Origin of the sequence: Actinomycetospora sp. NBRC 106375 (genome assembly GCF_030269665.1) — a bacterium.
In the GTDB taxonomy this organism is placed as follows: Bacteria; Actinomycetota; Actinomycetes; order Mycobacteriales; family Pseudonocardiaceae; genus Actinomycetospora.
Map to the genome: position 1 here is coordinate 192727 of NZ_BSTS01000011.1, position 16229 is coordinate 208955.

General features: G+C 75.0%; 15 protein-coding genes and 1 pseudogene. 7 read left to right on the forward strand and 9 right to left on the reverse strand.

Annotated elements, in window-relative coordinates; translation table 11 throughout:
- The first annotated feature begins 56 nt into the window (after nt 1–56).
- A complete protein-coding gene (locus tag QSK03_RS19735) occupies nt 57–983 on the forward strand; it encodes a LysR family transcriptional regulator (protein WP_285655532.1) in 927 nt (308 codons plus the stop codon).
- A gap of 170 nt (nt 984–1153) precedes the next feature.
- Here the strand turns inward: QSK03_RS19735 and QSK03_RS19740 are convergent, their stop codons facing one another.
- Nucleotides 1154–3328, reverse strand: coding sequence for an HNH endonuclease signature motif containing protein (locus QSK03_RS19740; protein ID WP_285655535.1), 2175 nt, complete (start codon nt 3326–3328; stop codon nt 1154–1156).
- A gap of 69 nt (nt 3329–3397) precedes the next feature.
- Here QSK03_RS19740 and QSK03_RS19745 point away from each other — a divergent pair, with 69 nt between their 5' ends.
- Nucleotides 3398–3727, forward strand: coding sequence for a hypothetical protein (locus tag QSK03_RS19745; protein ID WP_285655538.1), 330 nt, complete (start codon nt 3398–3400; stop codon nt 3725–3727).
- Here the strand turns inward: QSK03_RS19745 and QSK03_RS19750 are convergent.
- Both QSK03_RS19750 and QSK03_RS19755 read right to left on the reverse strand, forming a co-directional pair.
- Nucleotides 3724–4845, reverse strand: a complete 1122-nt coding sequence (locus tag QSK03_RS19750) for a mandelate racemase/muconate lactonizing enzyme family protein (RefSeq protein WP_285655541.1) — start codon at nt 4843–4845, stop codon at nt 3724–3726. The two genes, QSK03_RS19745 and QSK03_RS19750, sit on opposite strands and share 4 nt — an antisense overlap.
- 46 nt (nt 4846–4891) lie before the next feature.
- Entirely contained in the window at nt 4892–5794 is a 903-nt protein-coding gene (locus tag QSK03_RS19755) for a LysR family transcriptional regulator (RefSeq protein WP_285655543.1), read from the reverse strand.
- A gap of 380 nt (nt 5795–6174) precedes the next feature.
- On the opposite strand from QSK03_RS19755, the pseudogene QSK03_RS19760 reads away from it, so the two are divergent.
- Nucleotides 6175–7008 (forward strand): annotated as a pseudogene (locus QSK03_RS19760) (MFS transporter); the annotation flags it as partial.
- Between the two features lie 148 nt (nt 7009–7156).
- Here QSK03_RS19760 and QSK03_RS19765 read toward each other — a convergent pair.
- The 3 genes from QSK03_RS19765 to QSK03_RS19775 all read right to left on the reverse strand — a co-directional run bounded on the left by QSK03_RS19765 (nt 7157) and on the right by QSK03_RS19775 (nt 10759).
- Nucleotides 7157–7888: a 2OG-Fe(II) oxygenase gene (locus QSK03_RS19765; protein WP_285655546.1), complete on the reverse strand. Its 732-nt coding sequence runs from the start codon at nt 7886–7888 to the stop codon at nt 7157–7159.
- A 179-nt stretch (nt 7889–8067) separates the two neighbouring features.
- Nucleotides 8068–9429, reverse strand: coding sequence for an LLM class flavin-dependent oxidoreductase (locus QSK03_RS19770; protein ID WP_285655549.1), 1362 nt, complete (start codon nt 9427–9429; stop codon nt 8068–8070).
- Between the two features lie 16 nt (nt 9430–9445).
- A complete protein-coding gene (locus QSK03_RS19775; RefSeq protein WP_285655552.1) occupies nt 9446–10759 on the reverse strand; it encodes an MFS transporter in 1314 nt (437 codons plus the stop codon).
- A 206-nt stretch (nt 10760–10965) separates the two neighbouring features.
- Between QSK03_RS19775 and serA the strand changes: the two genes are divergently transcribed.
- Nucleotides 10966–12165 (forward strand): phosphoglycerate dehydrogenase, encoded by a 1200-nt coding sequence (gene serA / locus QSK03_RS19780; RefSeq protein ID WP_285655554.1) that lies wholly within the window; start codon nt 10966–10968, stop codon nt 12163–12165.
- A gap of 10 nt (nt 12166–12175) precedes the next feature.
- Here the strand turns inward: serA and QSK03_RS19785 are convergent, their stop codons facing one another.
- Genes QSK03_RS19785 through QSK03_RS19795 form a run of 3 tightly spaced genes read right to left on the reverse strand, consistent with a single transcriptional unit; the run spans nt 12176 to nt 15046 of the window.
- Entirely contained in the window at nt 12176–12964 is a 789-nt protein-coding gene (locus QSK03_RS19785; RefSeq protein ID WP_352232019.1) for an MOSC domain-containing protein, read from the reverse strand.
- A gap of 22 nt (nt 12965–12986) precedes the next feature.
- Entirely contained in the window at nt 12987–14090 is a 1104-nt protein-coding gene (locus QSK03_RS19790) for a flavin-containing monooxygenase (protein WP_285655560.1), read from the reverse strand.
- Nucleotides 14091–14095: 5 nt separating this feature from the next.
- The gene (locus QSK03_RS19795) at nt 14096–15046 is read right to left on the reverse strand and encodes a LysR family transcriptional regulator (RefSeq protein WP_285655562.1); all 951 of its coding nucleotides are present in this window, start codon (nt 15044–15046) and stop codon (nt 14096–14098) included.
- Nucleotides 15047–15118: 72 nt separating this feature from the next.
- On the opposite strand from QSK03_RS19795, the gene QSK03_RS19800 reads away from it, so the two are divergent.
- From QSK03_RS19800 to QSK03_RS19810, 3 genes are all read left to right on the forward strand, one after another.
- The gene (locus QSK03_RS19800) at nt 15119–15451 is read left to right on the forward strand and encodes a DMT family transporter (RefSeq protein ID WP_285655564.1); all 333 of its coding nucleotides are present in this window, start codon (nt 15119–15121) and stop codon (nt 15449–15451) included.
- Nucleotides 15448–15765 (forward strand): DMT family transporter, encoded by a 318-nt coding sequence (locus QSK03_RS19805; RefSeq protein WP_285655567.1) that lies wholly within the window; start codon nt 15448–15450, stop codon nt 15763–15765. The genes QSK03_RS19800 and QSK03_RS19805 overlap by 4 nt, the downstream gene beginning before the upstream one ends.
- A 63-nt stretch (nt 15766–15828) precedes the next feature.
- Nucleotides 15829–16227 (forward strand): hypothetical protein, encoded by a 399-nt coding sequence (locus QSK03_RS19810; RefSeq protein WP_285655569.1) that lies wholly within the window; start codon nt 15829–15831, stop codon nt 16225–16227.
- Nucleotides 16228–16229: the final 2 nt, after the last annotated feature.

Genomic DNA, 16229 nt, shown 5'->3' on the forward strand with positions numbered 1-16229 from the left:
CGGAATCTGTCCACGTCCATCGAAACGTCGGACTCATGATCTTGTACGTTCATTGCATGATTGACCGGCGCCTCGGCGTGCTCCAGGCGATCGCGCGGCACGGCACCGTGACGGCCGCCGCGGAGGTCTGCCGGCTCACGCCGTCGGCGGTCTCGCACCAGATGCAGGCCCTCGCGCGCGAGCTCGACGTCGTGCTGCTCGAGCCCGTCGGGCGCACCGTCCGGCTCACCCCGGCGGCGCACACGCTGATCGCCCACGCGGAGACGCTGACCGCGCAGTGGGAGCACGCGCGGGCCGACCTCGCTGCCCACCGCAGCGGGGACGTCGGGGGCACGCTGCGCTTCGCCGGGTTCTCCAGCGCCGCCGCGGTGGTCGTCCCGCGGGCCCTCGACCTGCTCCGCGACGAGTACCCGGCCCTGCGCGTGCACCTGCGCGAGAGCGAGCCCGCACGCTCGTTCGACCTGCTCGCGGCCGACGACACCGACCTCGCCGTCGTGGTCGCGACGCCGAGCATCCCGCCCGCCTCGGACGCGGCGTTCGACCAGCACCAGCTCTTCGACGAGCCCCTCGATATCCTCGTCGGGCCCGACCACCCGCTGGTCGGGCGCGACACCGTCGGCCTCGGCGATCTCGCGGCCGATCCGTGGATCTGCGGCAACACCGGCCGCGCGTACCACCAGCTGGTGACGCTCGCCTGCACCGCGGCCGGCTTCGCACCCGACATCGCGCACTACGCCGACGAGTGGGACACCGGGGCGGCCCTCGTGGCGCGTGGCTTCGGGGTGGCGCTGGTGCCGCGGCTCGCCGACCTGCCCGCCCACCACGACACCCGGCGCCTCCGGATCACCACCGACCCCGTGCCCACGCGCCGCGTCATCGCCGCCGTCCGGGCGGGCTCCGGACTCCAGCCCACCATCGCGGCGGGCCTGGACGCCCTGCGGCGTGTCGCGGCCACCGACCTGCCGGCCCTCGAACAGGACTAGCCGGACGCCGGGACGCCGGGACGCCGGGACGCCGGGACGCCGGGACGCCGGGACGCCGGGACGCCGGGACGCCGGGACGCCGGGACGCCGGGACGCCGGGACGCCGGGACGCCGGGACGCCGGGACGGCAGTGTCGGTCGGCCGGTGCCGTCCGGCGACCCACCCGCCTGTCAGAAGGGCGGCGGGCCGTCGTAGCGGGACGGTGTCGGGGACAGCGGCGGTGGGGTCGTGCGGCGCCGCTCGGCGCGGAGGCCGCGGAGGTGGTCGTCCTCGTCGTCCGTGACGTCCTCGGGCCAGCCGTCGGGCGGGAGGGGTCGCGGCCGGGCAGCGGGTCGCGGGTCGGGCAGGGGGTCGATGACCCGCTTCGGCGCGGTGACGTGCGTGACGCCGGCACGGGTGCGGATGACGAAGCGCCCGGCGGCGGGTTGGCTGACACACCAGCCCGCGCGGTGCTTGGCGCGGTGGTGATGGGTGCACCAGGCACCCAGGTTCCAGGAGGCGGTCGGCCCGCCGTAGGCGTGGTCCCGCGTGTGGTCGATCTCGGCGCGGTGGGCGGGACGGCGGCAGCCCGGGACGACGCAGCAGCGGTCGCGCACGCGGATCCAGCGGTCGAGTTCGGCGCCGGGGCGCCGCCGCGACCACTGGTCGAGGTCGTCGTCGGCGTCCGGCGGCCGCCCGGGACCGGAGGTGGCGGCGAGGTCCCGGGCGCGGGTCTGGAGCTCGCGGATCAGCGGTGCCCAGCCGGGATGTCGGTCGGGATCGAGGGCAGCGAGCAGCGTCGTCGGGACCTGGAGCTCGACGATGCTGGCGGCGCGCTGTGAGCGCTGTCTGCCCCGCGTCCGGTGTTCGCCGCGGGGCCGGGGATGTCGTGTCGACGGTGGCGGCGGTCGGCGGCGGGTGAGCAGGACGTGCGCGAGCCGCCCGTCGTGGTCGGTCAGGACCACGCGCCATTCACCGTGGCGGTGTGCGTGGAGCATGGCGAGGGCGTCGTGGGGCAGCACGGTGCCGTAGCCGGGGACGGTGGCGGGGTGCTGGTCGAGCCCGAGGGCGGTGCTGAGCCGGATGCGGAGCTCGACGGAGCCCTGCCGCAGCCGCCCCGGTGTGCGGTCCGGCGGCCCGTGCGGGTCGAGCAGCTCCGGCTCCGGCGCACCGGGTCGGGGTGGCAGGCCGAGGAGGTCGAGCACGCCCTGCTCGGCGGCGGGGCGTGGTGAGGGGATCACCCGGCGGGCCGCTCCGCCCTCGCCGGCCTCGCTGCCACCGCGCTCCGTCACGTCCGGGGCGGGAGTGGGGGTGTCGACGGGATCGCTGTCCGGATCGACCGGCCCACCGGACGCGCTCGACCCGCCCTCGGGCTCGTCCCCGAGATCGGGTGCCTCGCCGCGATCGTCGTCGTCGGGACCGTGGTCGTCGTCGGGACCGGAGTCGTCGGGACCGGAGTCGTCGGGACCGGAGTCGTCGGGACCGCCATCGTCGGGGTCGTCACCCGTGGGGTCGTCGGGACCAGCGTCGTGGGTTCCGCCGTCGGGATCGTCGGGGTTGGTGGCGGCGTGGTACTCGGCGGCCATCTGGATCGCGATGCTGCGGTCGTCCACGCCGGCGGTGGAGCCGTCGAGCAGCCGCATCCCGACCTGCAGGCGCAGCTGCTTGATCGGGGTCAGCACCCCGAGCGCGCGCACCGCCGCGGCCAGCGCATCGATCCGTGCCTGCGAGGCGATGCCGTCCGGAGCCGGGGCGTCGACGAACGACAACGTCGCCGTGCCCGACGGGTTCGCCGAGAGCAGCACCTGGGCGCGGGACTCGGCGCGCTTGCGGCGCCGCTCGGCCCAGCCCGGGTCCACCGCCCCGATCACCGACTCGATGCGCTCCTGCAGCGCCCGCACGGGCAATCCCGGCGCCTCGGGCAGCACGACCTGGCAGACCTCGTGCGCGTGGTCCTCGGACAGGTCGGCGGTCCACTCGCTCACGGTGCGGGCCTTGGTCTCGTCCAACCAGCCCGCGTGCAGCGCCTCGCCGACCTCGGGCAGGCGCACGAGCAGATCATCGGCCAGGTTCAACCGCCGCGCGGCCATCGTCGACGACCACCCCAGCAGCGCCGAGGCCTCGTCACGGGAGAACTCGTCGAGCTCGGGGCGCCGCACACACGTGTCGGCCTCGGCGCGCCCGAGATGGTGCAGCGCGTCGAACAGCGTCGCGGTGGCCCGGTTGTGCACCCGCCAGCAGTCCCGCACGTACGAGCCCAGAGCCTCCCCGGTCAACGCGCCCGGCGAGACACCCTCCAGGGCAGCGACCAGCGTCGCGTCGGGCTCGGCCTCCCGGCCGACCCGTACACCCTGGTCGATGCTCACGAACCCGACGCTAGACCCGACCCCCGACAACCAAAGACGATCAAGAGACGGCCCCGTAGCGTCGACGGGATGGCGACGACGAAGACCGCGGGCAGGGGATCGTCGATCCCCGGAGCGGGGTGGGTGCGGCCCTGGCTTCAGCTCGCCGAGATCGCGGTGTCGGCGCCCGTCGTCGTCGGCTACCGCACGACGCGGCTCGTGCTGGGCGGCTGGCCGCCGCCGGCGCGGGAACGCCGTGAGCTGGTCCGGATGGTCACCGAGAAGGCGGACGCCTTCGGCCGCGCGGCCGTGGCCGCGGTGACCACCCCGCCCAGGGACGCGGCGGCCGCCGTCGGTGCCGTCGTCGCCCCCGTGCACCGCAGCGTCGTCGCCAACCGTCGACGCCTCGCGCGGAGCTAGTCACCCCAGACCGCCACCGGCTCGCCGAGCACGTCCTCGTCGACCGTCGCGCCGAGTCCGGGCGCCGTGCCGGGACGGATGCCGTCGTCGGTGCGGACCGTGTCGAGGGCGGCCACCCTGCGTGTGACCATGTCCTCGCAGTTCAGCACGCCGCGCAGGAGACGAGTGGGGACCGTCGCGCCGAGGTGCAGGATGGCGGCGAGGGCCAGCGACGAGCCGACAGTGTCCTGGACGGTGATCGTCAGCCCGGAGGCTCGGCAGAGGTCGCGGTGACGGCGTCCCGGCGTCAGCCCGCCCGCCTTCGAGATCTTCAGGTTGATTCCGTCCGCGGCCCCGCCCGCGGCGACGGCGACGTCGGCGTCGAGCGCGGCGAGCTCGTCGACAACGATCGGGCACGAGCAGCGCCGGCGCAGCGAGGCCGTCTCGCTCCACGTCGCGCATGGCGCCTCGAGCGCGAAATCGAGCCCGGGCGGTAGCAGCCCGAGCATGCGCAGCGCCGACTCGACGACCAGCCCGCCGTTGGCGTCGACGAGGAAGAACTCGCCGGGCTGTCGATCGGCGAGGCTCGCGGCGATCCGTTCCGCGTCGAGCGCCGGGCCACCCTCGGCCTCGGACGCCCCGATCTTCACCGAGTGCGCGCGGTACCCCCGCGCGCGATACGCGGCGACCTGCGCGCGCATCGCCTCCGGGTCCCCGGCGCCGAGCGACGACATCATCGGGAGGGCGGTGTCGGTGGACCCGCCGAGCAGCTCGCAGACCGGCAGCCCGACCGACCGGCCGAACGCGTCCCAGCACGCGACGTCGAGCGCGGTACGGGCGTCCTGGTGGCCGGTGAGGGTGCGGTCCATGACGTCGCCGATGCGTTCGGTGCGCCGTGGGTCGGCGCCGAGCAGTGCCGGGGCGAGCAGCCCGATGGCCGCGCGGGTCCCGGCCGGGTGGGCGGCGATGTAGGTCGACCCGAACGGCGTGCTCTCGCCCCAGCCCTCGGTGCCGTCGTCGCAGGTGACACGCACGATCGAGGCCTCGAAGGACGTGTAGGTGCGCCCTCCTGAGAGGTGGTAGACGCCGCCGGCGTAGGGGAGCTCGACGTCGTACAACGCGATGCGCGTGATCCTCACGCCGCGAGAGTCTCGGGTGCCCCACTCGCGAGGTCCAGCGGCGACCTCAGCCCGCGAGAATCTCGGCCACGACGCCGTCGATCGTCCCGAGGGCGTGCGCGATCGTCGGCTGCCCCGCCGCGCCGGCCCGGGTCAGCGCGGCGATGTGCCGGACCGGCGCCGACGGCCCGGTCAGCGGGATGCGCACGACGTCGTCGCGGTGCAGCGGGGCGAGGCGGGGCAGCAGGTAGACGCCGAGGCCGTGGGCGACGAGGGCGGCGCCGGTGTCCCACTCGGCCGAGTAGTGCGCCACCGCCGGGCGGAAGCCGGCGGCCTGGCACGCGCTCAGGAGCAGCCGGTAGTAGGGGCTCTCCGGCGGCGAGACGATCCAGGACTCCCTCGCCGCGTCCCGGAGGCTCAACCGCGACCGCGTGGTCAGGCGGTGGCCGGCCGGGACGGCGAGGTCGATGCGGTCGTCGAACAGCGGGCGCTGGTCGAAGCGGGTGTCGGTGATGGGCGGCACCCGGTCGTCCACCACCAGGAGGGCCAGGTCGCCGTCGCCGGAGAGCAGGAGGTCGATGCACCGGGCGGGCTCGGCCTCCCTGACCTGGATCTCCAGGTCGGGGAATCTCGCGCGCAACGCGGCGGCCGTCGGAGCGAGCAGGGTCATGGCGGTGGAGAAGCCGCACAGCCCGATGCGTCCCGCGGCGTCCCCGACGGCCGCGAGCTCGGCCCGCGCGCTCTCCGCGCGAGCGTGCAGCGCGTCCGCGTGCCGCAGCAGGATCCGCCCGGCGGCGGTCGGCTCCATGCGGCGTCCGACCTGGGTGACGAGGTCGACCCCGAGCTCCTCGGACAGCCCGCGCAGCTGCTGGGAGACCGCCGACGGCGTGAAGTGCAGCACCTGGGCGGCCGCGGTCACCGACCCGTGGTGGGCCACGAGCTGCAGCGTCCGCAACCGGTGGTCGATCATGTAGCAACGCTACACGGGAGTTGCAGCAACGTGAGCTGGTCCTGAAAGGTCGACGGCGGCACGGTCGCCGGTGTGCCGACGACCGCGCAAACCCCGACGTCCGTGCTCACCCCGACGACCGTGCCCACCCCGACGATCCCCGCCGCACCCTCCGAACCGTCCCGCGCCGCACACCGGTGGCTGCTCGCCACGCTGACGCTGCTCGCCGCCGGCGCCAACATGCCCAGCCCGCTCTACCCCACCTACCAGCAGCAGTTCGGCTTCGGCGACCTCACGCTAACGGCCGTCTACGCCGTGTACGCGCTGGTCACGGTGCCGGCGCTCCTGGTGATCGGGCCGCTCGGCGACCGGCTCCCGCCGCGCGCGGTCCTGCGCGGCGGGTGCTCGCCGCCGCGGCGGGCTCGCTCTGCCTCGCCCTGGCGACGAGCACCGGCTGGCTGGTCGCGGGACGCGTGGCCTACGGGGTCGCCCTCGGTGCGGTCACCGGGGTGGGCGTCGCCCTGGCCGCCCGCACCGGACGTCCCGGCCGCGGCGCGGCGAGCGGGGCGCTCGCGTTCCTCCTGGGCTCGGCCGTCGGCCCGCCGGCGACGGGCCTGCTCGCCCGGTTCGCGCCGTGGCCGACGGTCCTGCCGTTCGCCCTGCACCTCGTCCTGCTCGCCGCGGTGCTCGTCGGGCTCCGGACCGTCCGGCAGGCACCCCACGCACCCGACACCACGCCGCACGACACAGGGACCCACGACACGACGCCCCACGACACCGGGACCCACGACACCACCCACGACCGGCGGCCCCGGATGTCGCCCGCCGCCCGTCGCGCCGTGCTCGTCGCGACCGTCAACGGCTTCCTCGGGTGGACGGTCGTCGGGCTCTTCCTCGGCCTCGTCCCGACGGTGCTGGACCGCGTTCTCAGGGTGGGCGACCCGGCCGTCACGGGTGCGGTCGCCGGCGGCGTCGTCGCGGTCTCGCTCGTCACCCCGCCGGTGCTGCGCCGCCTCGGCCCGCGGCGCGGCCAGGTGGTCGGGCTCGTCGCCGTCGTCGTCCCGCTCGCCATCCTGACCGCCGGCGCCGGATCCCTGACGGTCGTCCTCGTGGCCGCCGCGGTCGCGGGCCTCGCCCACGGGCTGCTCTACGGCGGCGCCGTCGCGACGGTGGCCGCGACCGCCCCGCCCGCCCGGGCCAGCGGGATCACCGCGGCGGTGCACGTCGCCTGCAACGTCGGGGTCGGGCTGCCGACGCTCGTGGCCGGCGTCGCGACGGCGTTGGTCCCGCTGACGACGACGGTGTCGGTCGTCGCCGCCCTGGCCCTCGTCCTCAGCGCGGCCGTCCTCGCCCCGACCGCACGGCTCGCGGGACGCGCGCGCGTCACCGAGCGTTGTGGAAGATCACGCCCAGCACGTGGCGGTCCCCGGTGTGCACGGCCGACACGCCGTGGCGCATCTGCACCCGGTGGTACCCGCGCGACCCCTGCTTCGGGCGGTGTCGCACCGGGAAGATCACGGCCTGCCCGAGGCCGGGGCGCGCGACCATGGGCCGGGACTGCTGGCGCGGCCGCTGCTCGACGAACACGCTCTCGCCGCCCGTGAAGTCGACGTCCGGCGTGTTGAGCATGACCAGCACCTGCAGCGGGAAGGTCAGGTCGCCGTAGACGTCCTGGTGCAGGCAGTTGTAGCCCGTGGGCCCGTAGCGCAGCACCAGCGGCGTGGGCTTGCGCTGCCCCGCGGCGGCGCAGGCCTCCACGAGGCCCTCGTGCGTCTCCGGGAACGGCTGCTCGCCCAGGAGCCCCGTCCACCGGTTCGCGATGGCCGCGAGCGGCGGGTACAGCCGGGTCCGCAGTTCGGTCACCAACGGCGGGAGCGGGTCGGCGAAGTACCGGTACCGGCCCTCGCCGAAGGAGAGCCGTGCCATGTCGACGGTGGAGCGGAAGGCCCCGTCGTCGTCGAAGACGTCGATCATCTGCCGGCACTGCTCGGGGTCCAGGAGCGGCCCGGTCATCGCGAAACCGTCGCGGTCGAGCCGCGCGGCGAGCTCGGGCCAGTCGAGCCCGTCGAGCGCCGGGACGGAGACGCCGTGGTCGAGAGTCGTGTCGGTCGCCATGTCCGGGAGAACACCGCCGCCGACCCGGGCGTGGCACCGGTCGCTCCCGGCACATGATCAGGAGCGCGTCATGCACCCGCGGCACGCCGACGAGGGTGACGACGTGCCCGTGATCTCCGCGGAACGGCGGGCGTGCCCCTCGCGGGCTGCGATCGGCGGACGCGGCGCCGGCCACGGGCTCAGCGGCGATGGCCCGCCGCGGGGTGGTCCTTCGCGGCGCGCGGGCCCGCTCCGCCGAGCACCTCGCGCAGCGTCCCGGCGGGCGGGATCGCCGGCATCCGGCCGCGCCGGCGCAGCTCGGGGACGACGAGCCGGGCGACGTCGACGAACGTGCCGGGCGTGACGGCGTAGGCGAGGTTGAAGCCGTCAGCGCCGGTCTCGTCGACCCAGTGCTCCATCGCGTCGGCGACCTCGGTGGGGGAGCCGACGACGACCGGCCCGCGGCCGCCGACCGCGAGGTGGGCGGTGACCTCGGCGAGCGTCCACTCCCGGTCGGGGTCGTCGGTGGTGAACGACGCGAGCGCCGAGCGCCCGGCGTCGGTCTCGACGTGGCGCAGCGGCTCGTGCGGGTCGAGCCCGCCGAGGTCCAGGCCCGTCCAGCCCCCGAACAGCGCGAGCGCACCCTCCTGCGACGCCACCGCGAGGTACTCGTCGTAGCGCTTCCGCGCCTCGGCGGCGGTCGGGGCCACCACCGGCGCGAGCTGCACGAAGATCGTCACGGACTCCGGGTCGCGGCCGGCCTCGGCGGCCGCGGCGCGGATGCCCGCCACCGACTTGGCGACGACCGTCGTCGACGGGCCGGAGACGAACACCGCCTCGGCGTGGCGGCCGGCGAAGGCCTGCCCCCGCGACGACGCTCCCGCCTGGAAGATCGTCGGCGTGCGCTGCGGGGACGGCTCGCACAGGAAGGGCCCGGGGACGTCGAACCACGTGCCGTGGTGGGCGACGTCGTGCACCTTCGCCGGGTCGGTGTAGACGCCGCGCTCGGCGTCGCGCACCACCGCGTCGTCCTCCCAGGAACCCTCCCAGAGCTTGTAGCAGACCTCGAGGTACTCCTCGGCCATCTCGTAGCGCTGGTCGTGGGGGAGCTGGTCGCCCAGCCCCAGGTTCGCCGCGGCGCTGGCCAGGTAGCCCGTGACGACGTTCCAGCCCACCCGGCCCTTCGTCAGGTGGTCGAGCGTGGCGAACCGGCGGGCGAGCGCGTACGGGTGCTCGTAGCTCACCGACACCGTGATGCCGAACCCGAGCCGCGAGGTCGCCGCGGCCATCGCCGGCACCGGCAGCATCGGATCCCCGAGCGGCACCTGCGTCCCCGCGCGCAGGGCGGCGTCGCGGGAGCCGCCGTAGACGTCGTAGATCCCGAGGACGTCGGCGAGGAACAGCGCGTCGAACCCCGCGTCCTCGAGCACGCGGGCCAGGTCGACCCAGTGCTCGACGTCGGTGTAGCGGAAGCCCTCGTCGCTCGGGTGGCGCCACAGCCCGGCGGACTGGTGGCCCGCGCAGTTCATGGCGAAGGCGTTGAGGTGGATGCGGCGGGACACGACGACAGGATTCCCCTCAGGCCGCGAGCGGGTCGAAAGCGGTCTCGCGGGCGGCCACCGCCGCCACCGTGGTGACCACCGACAGCACCGCGGTGAACGCCACCACGGGCCAGAACGATCCGGTGTCGCCGACGAGCGCGGCGGCGACGAGCGGCGCGAACCCGCCCGCGACCACCGAGCCGATGCCGTAGCCGAGCGAGGCGCCGCTGTAGCGCAGCCGCGTCGAGAACAGCTCGGCGAACCACGCGGCCTGCGGGCCGTACATCGCGTCGTGGGTGACGTTGATGCCGATGATCATGGCGAGGACGATCAGCACCGTCGACCCGGTGCCGACCGCGAGGAAGAACAGCGCCAGCGCGATCGTGCCGCCCACCGAGCCGACGAGGTACGGCGTCCGCCGCCCGATCCGGTCGGACAGCATCGCCCACAGCGGCGTCGTCGCGAGCCCGAGCGCCGAGGTGATCACCACGGCGAGGAGCCCGGCGCTGTTCGCCTTCCCGAGCTCGCCGGCGATGTAGGTCAGCCCGTAGGTCGTGAGCAGCACGAACAGCGCGATCTGGGAGAGCCGCAGGCCGGTGGTGACCAGGACGTTGCGCGGCGCCTCCCGGAACACCTCGACGATCGGCAGCCGCGCGACCTCGCCGGACTCCCGCAGGGTCCGGAACGCGGCCGCGTCGGAGATGCGCAGGCGGATGAACAGCCCGACGCCGACCAGCAGCACGCTCGCGAGGAACGGCAGGCGCCACGCCCACGCGAGGAACGCCTCGTCGCCGGCGAGCACCCGCACCAGGAACAGGGAGCCGGTGGCGAGCAGCATGCCCGCGGGCGACCCGAGCTGGGTGAAGCTGCCGAAGAAACCGCGCCGCCGGGCCGGGGCGTGCTCGACGCCGAGGATCGCGGCGCCGGCCCACTCGCCGCCGACCGCGAGGCCCTGCACGATGCGCAGCACCACGAGCAGGATCGGTGCCCCGACGCCGATCGAGGCGTAGGTGGGCAGCACGCCGATCGCGGTCGTGGCCAGACCCATGATCACCAGGGCGGCGACCAGCACGACCTTGCGCCCGAGCCGGTCGCCGAGGTGCCCGGAGATCACCGCGCCGATCGGGCGGGCGCCGAAGCCCGCCGCGTAGGTCGCGAACGCCGCGAGCGTGCCCGTCGTCGGGTCGACGGACGGGAAGAACAGCTGGTTGAACACCAGCGCCGTGGCGGTGGCGTAGAGGTAGAAGTCGTACCACTCGATCGTCGTGCCGACGGCGCTCGCGAGGGCGACGCGGCGCGGGGTGTGGACGGTCTCGGCAGGGGCGACGGACCCCGTGGGTGCCGTGGACATGGAGGACTCCGGGAGGGCGGGACGGACGGTGGCTGACGTGTGACGTCAGCGACAGCCGCTGCTCGCCGTGCGCAGGAGGTCGACGTGGCGTCGCCACGTCAGCACCCTCCGCACACCCATGAGCGGGAACTCTCGGGTGCCGGGCCCCGGGAGTCAACCGCCCGGGGGACGCGTCACGTCGGCGCGCGGCGGCCTAGTCTCGTCGCGTGAAGGCTCTTCTCCTGGAGAACATCCACCCCGTCGCCGCGGACGCGCTGCGCGCCCGGGGCATCGAGGTCGACGCGCGGTCGGGGTCGTTGTCGGGCGCGGAGCTGGCCGAGGCTCTGCCCGGGGTGTCGTTGCTGGGGATCCGGTCGAACACGACGGTGACCGCGGAGGTCCTGGACGCGGGCAAGGATCTGTTGGCGGTGGGGTGTTTCTGTATCGGCACCAACCAGGTCGATCTGCCCGCTGCCGCGGAGCGGGGGGTGGCGGTGTTCAACGCCCCGTTCTCCAACACCCGCAGTGTGGTGGAGCTGGTGCTCGGGGAGATCATCGCGTTGGTGCGGCGGTTGCCGGAGAAGACCGCGCGGATGCACGAGGGGGTGTGGGACAAGTCGGCGCGCGGTAGCCACGAGTTCCGGGGCCGGACGTTGGGGATCGTGGGTTACGGCAACATCGGCACGCAGTTGTCGAACATCGCCGAGGCGGTGGGGCTGCGGGTGATCTTCTATGACACCCAGGACCGGTTGGCGCACGGCAATGCCCGCAAGGTGGGGTCGTTGGAGGCGTTGCTGGCCGAGGCCGATGTGGTGAGCCTGCATGTGGACGGCCGTCCGGGGAACGCGGGGTTGTTCGGGGCGGAGCAGTTCGCTGCGATGAAGCCGCGGTCGATCTTCATCAACGCGTCGCGGGGGATGGTGATCGATGACGAGGCGTTGCGGGAGAACATCCTGTCCGGGCATCTGGCGGGGGCGGCGATCGATGTGTTCCCGATCGAGCCCAAGGCGCAGGGCGACACCTTCTCCTCGCCGTTGCGCGGGCTGGACAACGTGATCCTGACCCCGCACGTGGGCGGGTCGACTCAGGAGGCCCAGGAGGAGATCGGGCACTTCGTCGCGACCAAGCTGACCGGCTTCGTCGACACCGGCGTCACCGCCCTGTCGGTCGACCTCCCCGAGGTCGCCCTGCCCGCGGCACCCACGGCCTTCCGGATGGGCTACCTGCACGAGAACACCCCGGGGGTGCTGGCGGGGATCAACCAGATCCTGCTCGACAGCGGGGTGAACGTGGTCAGCCAGGCGCTCTCGACCCGCGGCGAGCGCGGCTACGTGCTCACCGACACCGAGGCCGCCGTCCCCGAGGAGACCCTCGCCGAGCTGCGCCGCTCCCCGCACACCGTCTGGCTGCGGACATGGACGCCCTGAGACGCCCTGATCAGCCCAGCTCCACCGCGTCGCCCCGCCGCACCGTCCCGCCCCGCACGACCTCCGCGTAGACACCGGCGCACGGCAGCACGCCGAAGCCCGGCACGTCGACGCGGTTGTCGGTGAGCAGCGGCCGCAGCGCTTCGGGGGCCCGGGGCCGGTCGCCGTGCTCGAGGGTCGGCACCGAGCAGCGCGGGGTCGGCAGCACGACGCGGAGCACGACCTCGCCGACGGTGAGCTCGCGGCCGACCCAGTCGGTCTCGGCGAACGGCTGCCCGTCCGACTCGATGATCAGGTTCGGCCGGTAGCGGACCGGGTCCACGCCGAGGCGGTCGAGGGTCGGCGTGGTGATCAGGTGCACCGGTGCGTAGTCGACGAACGTGTCGGCGGCGCTGCCCATGGAGATCTCCAACGTGGGCGCGGCGACCTCGGACTCGACGCCCTGGGCGAGCACGTCCTCGGGATCGGGGCGCTCGACCTCGGCGCCCTGCGGGCGTGTCGCGGCGACCGTGACCTCGCGGCCCAGGTCGGCGGCGAGCTCGGAGGGCAGGCGCGGGTCGTCGACGTCGCGCACGTGGCCGTCGGGGGCCGTGACCTGCACCCGGTCGTCCTGCGCGGCCGCCGAGTACTGCAGCAGCCGGCGCCACAGGCGCGGGTGCTTCGCGGTCGCGACGAGGCCGGTGGTCGCGTCGAGCAGCCCGTAGCGCCGGTCGAGCGCGAGCCCGGCCGCGGTGATCTCGGCCTGCTCGACCGGCTGGCCGAGCATCGACTTGACGGGGTAGCGGGTCAGCGTCGACACGCGCACGGGGGTCCTCCGGGGGTCAGTGGGGTACGGGCAGCGCGGCGACCTCGCCCGCGATGTGCACGGCCTCGCGGTGGAGGTGCACGCACGGGGCGGTGCCGCGCTCGGGCGGGGTCGGGGTGAACAGCGGGCCGGTCACCGTGAGCCGTTCCCGGGCCGGCGGCCCGGCGTCGGGCTCGTCGGCGACGACGAGGACGTCGAGCGGCCGGACGGTGCCGTCGGCGAGTGCGAGGCCCGCGCCCTCCACGGCGGTCACGTCCTCGCGGGCGATCACGGAGACGTGGTCGCGACGCACCGCCTCGAGCCAGCCGCCGTCGAGCGTCACCGGCCCCGGTGGGCCGGCGGGCACGAGCAGCTCGACGAGCCGCGGGTCGTCGCCGAGCCGGGCCCGCATGGCGTCGCGGTCGGCCGCGGGTGGGGTCGCGTCGGGCGCCTCGCGTGTCGCGGCGAACCGGTCGCGGTAGGCGTCGCGCTCCCGCCAGCCGTAGACCGGGTTGACGCGCGGGACGACGTCCCGCGGCCTGTCGGCGACGACGGTCAGGTGCGCCACCGCGTCCACGACCGCGGGGACGAGCTGGATCGTCGAGGCCGTGGTCCCCAGCACCCCGACGCGCTGTCCGCGCAGGTCGTGGCGGTCCTCCCGCCAGGACGCGGTGCGCAGCACGGTCCCGGCGAAGCCGTCGACGGCGACCGCGGGCTCCGCGGGGAGCCGTCCCGTGCACGCGACGAGTGCCCGCGCGCGGACGGTCTCCCCGCGGTCGGTGCGCACCGTCCACGCCTCGCCGTCGTGCTCCGCGGCGGTGACCGTCGTCGACAGGGCGATGTCGCGGCGCAGGTCGAGCCGGTCGGCGACGAAGCGGAACCAGCGCTGGACCTCGTAGCCGGCCGGGTGCGGCTCGCTCCAGCCCCACTCGCGGTAGAGCTGCTCGGAGAAGAAGTACTGGTAGACGTGGCACGGGGTGTCCAGGTGCGAGCCCGGGAAGGCGTGCCACCACCACGTGCCGCCGACGTTGCCCGCCGCGTCATAGGCCCGCACCCGCAGCCCCCGCTCGCGCAGCAGCGCCAGCACCGCCAGGCCGCTGTAGCCGGCGCCGATGACGACGGCGTCGAGGGTCTCGGGCACGGGACTCATCCTGCCCCGGCCGGGGCCTCGGTGGCGCCGCCCCGCCCGCCCGCGATCTCGCGGAGCAACCGGTGGAAGCGGCGCGTCGCGGGGGAGCGGTGCGCCTCCGCGGGCCCGGTCACCGTCAGGACCCGGCCCCCGAGGTCGACCGCGGTCGCGTACTCCCGGACGCCGTCCCCCGGTGCCTGGGAGAGCGTCAGGTCGGGGACGATCGTCGCGCCGAGGCCGGCGGCGACCAGCGCGAGCATCGTGTGCGACTCCGTGCAGACGTGGCGGTGCCCGCTCTCGACGCCGTGGTCCGCGCAGAGCTGGTCGAGCAGCCGGTGCGCGCCGTGGCGCTGCGGCGACGTCACCCACGGGCCGGCGAGGAGCTCGGCGAGCGTGTCCGGCGTGGCCCGGACACGCGGGACGACGACCCGGAAGGCGTCGCGGCACAGGTCGTGCTCGACCAGCCCCCGGTGCGGGCCGGTGGTGGGCGCGGTGGCGTCCGAGTAGCGCTCGCCGAGCAGCAGGTCCAGTTCGCCGGCCCGCAGGAAGTCCAGGCCCTCGGCCGCGGTGACCTCGTGGACCTCCACCCGCAGCGCCGGATCGCTCACCGCGACCTCGTGCAGCGCGGGCACGACGAAGGCGCCGAGCGCGGTCGCGAAGCCGCCCACGCGCACGGTGCCCCGCGTGCCCTCGCGCAGGCGGTCGGCCTCGCGCGACGCCTCGGCGAGGGCGACGGCGACGTCGTCGGCCCGCTCGGCCAGCGCGAGCCCGGCCGTGGTCAGCGCGACGGCCCGCCCGCCGCCGCGCCGCGTCCGGTCGAGCAGCGCCAGCTTCGTCTCCGACTCGAGGCGCGTGAGGTGCTGGGAGACGCCCGACGCCGTGAGGTGCAGCGCCGCGGCGGCGGCCTGCACGCTCCCGGTCCGGTGCACGGCACGCAGCACCAACAGCCGGTGGGGATCGATCGGCATTCACCGATACTGAATCACTGGGCGAGGAACTGTCACTCCCGCTGACGGCCGATCGGGCTCACCATCGAGACCGTGGGTTCACGAGGTGTGGTGCTGCTGGCCGGCACCGTGGTGTGCGAGGTGCTGGGCACCGTGTCGTTGTCCGCGTCCGACGGGTTCACGCGCCCGGCGGCGACGCTCGGCGTGCTCACGGGCTACGCCGTGGCCGTGCTCCTGTTCTCCCGGGCCCTCGAGCACGGCCTGCCGCTCGGCATCGCCTACGGCACGGTCACCGGCTGCGGGCTGGTCTCGGCGACGGTCCTGTCGGCGGCCGTGCTCGGCGATCCCGTCACCCCGGTCCAGGCCGGCGGCCTCGCACTGATCCTCGGCGGGGCACTGCTGCTGCAGCGGCGGGTGCCGGCGTGATCGAGACCCTGCTCCTGCTCGGGTCGGTGCTGACCCAGGGCCTGTCCCTCGCCGCCATGCGGGCCTCGGACGGGCTGCGCCGGGCCCCGTGGTCGGCGACGGCGTTCCTCGCGATGGGGGCGTCGGTGCTGCTCATGTCCCGTGCCCTCGCGCTGGGGATGCCGCTGGCGGTCGGCTACGGCATCTGGAGCGGCGCCGGCATCGCCCTCGCGGCGACCACGGGCGCCCTCGTCTTCGCCGACCGTCTCGCGCGTGTCCACCTGGCCGGCCTGGCGCTGGTCCTTGCCGGGGTGCTGCTGGTCCACGGCGGGTGAACCGTTCGGCCCTGCCGTCCGTGTCCGAGGGGTGAGGGACCTACCACCGAGAGGACGACGCCCATGGTCACCCACGCCGCCGCCGCACCCCGTGCCGTCGCCGCCCCGCTGACCGCGGTCCGGATCACCGCCGTGCTGTCGGTGATCGTCCTGGCCTGGCAGTTCGTCACCGCGGGCGCGCTGCTGCCGCGCGGCGGCCCGATCGGGCTGCACGCCACCGGCGCGATCGTGCTGCACGTCGTGCTCGGGCTGCTCGCGATCGCGGCGATCCTCTGGTCCCGCGCGGCCCGGGGCCCGTGGTGGCCCGCGGTCCTCGCGGTGGTCGTGTTCGTGCTGTCGTTCGCCCAGGCCTACGCGGGTGAGCACGGCATCCTCGCTCTGCACGTCCCGTGCGCCATGCTCCTCACCGTGGGCACGGTGTGGGTGGCCGCCTGGTCGTTCACCTCGGCCGCCCGGACCTGACA